Genomic DNA, 3,353 nt, shown 5'->3' with positions numbered 1-3,353 from the left:
AAGGTCAGTGCCGGTGCCTGCGGCTGGCGAGTGGCTTGCTGTTCGAACACCTGGTGCACGTACGGCGTGCCGGGGTATTCGCGCTGGGTGGCATTCCACTGCTCGACCACTTGCTGGCGATCATCCGCCTCCAGCAACGACAACTCGCCCAGTGGACGATGCGGCTGCGCCATGAATTGCAGCAGCAACTGGGTCAGTTGCCCCGCGATACGGCCAATGGTCGACTCGGCGAAGTGCTGGCTCAGGTAGTGGAAGGCCAGCTCCAGCTCCTCGCCAACCTGGGCGATCAACGTCAGCGCGTAGCCGCTTTGTTCGCTGTAGGCCAGATTGCTGAAGCCGAGCCCGCCTGGAGCGGCTTGCAGCGCCTCGGACACCGGATAGTTCTCGAACACCAGCAGCGTGTCGAACAGCGCCTCGCCATTGCGCCCGGCCAGGCGCTGCACTTCAGCCAACGGCGTGTGTTCGTGGTCGCGCAAGGCCAGGTTCTGCGCCTGTACCGACTGAGCCCACTGGGCGACGCTGAGCGCGCCCTCAGGCGTGGCGATCACCGGCAAGCTGTTGATGAACAGGCCCAGTTGCTCCTCGATACCCGGCAGTTCCACCGGGCGCCCGGACACAGTGGCGCCGAAAGCCACGCTGCGCTGGCCGGTGTAACGGTGCAGCAGCAGCAGCCAGGCCGACTGCACCAGGGTGTTGAGGGTGACCTGCTGTTGCCGGGCGAAGGCCTGCAGGCGGCGGGTCTGTTCGACGTTCAGCCGCGCACTGTGCAGCCCTTGCCCAGGCTCGGCCGCAGCGCTACGCACGCATGCCAGGGCCAGTCGGGTCGGCTCCTCCAGCGGCGCCAGCTGCGCCTGCCAGAAGCGCTCGCTGGCCGCTTGGTCCTGGTCTTGCAGCCAGGCCAGATAATCCTGGTAGCGCCCTTGCGGCGCCGCGACGGCATGGCCCGCGTAGCTTTGCAGGACCTCACCGAGCAGGCGCGAGTTGCTCCAGCCGTCCATGAGAATGTGGTGACTGGTGTAGATCAGGTGATAGCTGTCGGCGCCATTGCGCAGCAGGCACAGACGCAACAGGGGTGGGCAGGCCAGGTCGAAACCGCGGTCCAGCTCCTCGAGGGCGCGCTGGTCAAGCTGATCGGCCGCCCACTGGGCGCCCGCCTCGACCACGATCTGCACACTGGCGTGCCGGTGGATCACCTGGCGCGGCGCGCCAAGCCCGGCCTCCCAGAGGAAACCCGCGCGCAGCAGTTCGTGGCGATCGACCGCCTGCTGCCAGGCACTGGCGAAGCGCTCGACGTCAAGGCCCCGAATATCCACGCGCATCTGGTTGACGTAGGTGCGGCGGTTGGCTTCGTAAAGGCTGTGGAACAGCATGCCTTGCTGCATGGGCGAAAGCGGGTAGATCTGGGCGATGGTCCGGGTGGGCAACGCCAGGGCATCGAGCTGGGCCTGGTCCAGCCCGGCCAGCGGCACATCGCTTGGGGTCAGCCCGGCGTTGTCGTGCACCAGGCAGTGTCTTATCAGCGCCTCCAGGGCATGCTGGTAGGCCTCGGCCAGACGGGTGATGGTCGCCTCGGCGTAGACCTCGCCGCTAAAGGTCCAGTTCAGGCTCAGTTCGCCGCCGAACACCTGGCCATCGACACTTAGCCAGTTGCCCAGCGGCGCCTGCGGATCCTGCCCGGCGCCGCGCCCTTCACTGGCCGGCACCCACAGTGCGTCCTCGGCGAAGTCGCCATCGAATTGCCCCAGGTAGTTGAAGGTGATGCGCGGCTGCGGCAAGGCGCTCAACGCCGCACGGGCCTCGGCACTGCCCAGGTGCCGCAGCAGCCCATGGCCCAGGCCCTTGTCCGGCGTGGCGCGCAATTGCTCCTTGATACCTTTGATGGCGCTGGCCAGGTCGTCTGCCGGGGTCAGGCGCACGGGGAACATGCTGGTGAACCAGCCTACTGTGCGCGACAGGTCGATGTCGCTGAACAGGTCCTCGCGACCATGCCCCTCCAGCTGCACCAAGGCAGACGATTCGCCGCTCCAGGCACACACGACCTGGGCCAGTGCGGTCAGCAGCAGGTCGTTGACCTGGGTGCGATAGGCTGCCGGCGCGTCCTGCAGCAGTTGCCGGGTACGGGTGGCGTCAAGCCGGGTGGTCACGCTGCGCGCGTGCTGGTTATCCAGCGCACCGTGCGGATTGTCGCGCGGTAAACCCTGCGGCGCGCCAGCGAGCAACCGTTGCCAATAGCCAAGCTGTGCCGCCATGGGCGCAGAACGGGCATGTTCGCCCAGGCGCTCGCCCCAGGCCTTGTACGAGGTGGTCTTGGCCGGTAGCTGCGGCGTTTGCTGCGCCTGCAACTGCCGGTATACCGCCTGCAGGTCTTGCAACAGGATGCGCCAGGAAACACCGTCGATGACCAGGTGATGAACTGCCAACAGCAGGCGCTGGGCGCCATCGGGCAGGGTCATCAAGGCCAGGCGCAGCAGCGGGCCGGCCGCCAGGTCGAGGCTGCGCTGAACCTCGGTGCAGTACGCAGGCAGGTCATCGAGGCTGAGCAACCGCTGTTGCCAGATCAGTCCATCGGCACGAGGGGCGTGTTGGTAGCTCTGTACCCAGGTACCGTCGACCTGCGCATAGTTCAGGCGCAGGGCGTCATGGTGCTGCAGCAGCACGTCCAGTGCCTGGCTCAGCAATTGCGCGTTCAGCGGCTCGACCGGCGCCAGCAGCAGCGACTGGTTCCAGTGCTGGCGGTTGGGGATCTGGCTGGCAAAGAAGGTTTGCTGGATGGGCAGCAGCGGCGCTTCACCGCTCACCGGCCCTTGGTCGATCAGCAGGGTCTCGCTCAGTTGCGCCACCGTGGCCAGGCGCCGAATGCTCTGGTGCTGGAACAAGTCACGCGGGGCGAAGCGGATCCCGGCCTGGCGTGCCCTGCTGACGATCTGGATGGAGATGATCGAATCTCCGCCCAGCTCGAAGAAGTTGTCGTCCACGCCGATCTGCTGCAGACGCAGCACCTCCTGCCAGATCAGCGCCAGGCGCTGTTCCAGCGCATTGCCCGGCGCGGCATAGTCGCTGCGCGCTTGTGCCGGATCGGGCTTGGGCAGGGCCTTGCGGTCGAGCTTGCCGTTGGGCGACAGCGGCATCTGCTCGAGCAGGACCCATTGCGCAGGCACCATGTAATCGGGCAGCACCTCCAGCAATTGCGCCTTGACCCCTTGCAGGTAGCCGCCTTGTATCTCGCTTTCGGCACGCGCCAGCGAGGTCGGCTCCGGTACCAGATAGGCCACCAGCTGCTTGCCACTGGCGCCGTCGGCCGCCACCACCACCGCCTCACGCACGCTGTCCTGCTCTTGCAGGCGCGCTTCGAT

General features: G+C 66.7%; 1 protein-coding gene. It reads right to left on the bottom strand.

Annotated elements, in window-relative coordinates:
- Positions 1 to 3,353 (bottom strand): condensation domain-containing protein (locus FS665_RS23045; RefSeq protein WP_256675139.1); only part of this gene is annotated, 3,353 nt, incomplete at both ends.

Source organism: Pseudomonas sp. URMO17WK12:I11, assembly GCF_007677725.1.
Lineage (GTDB): Bacteria > Pseudomonadota > Gammaproteobacteria > Pseudomonadales > Pseudomonadaceae > Aquipseudomonas.
Note: the sequence above shows the minus strand (reverse complement) of the source record. Positions and strands in the feature narration are given on the sequence as shown.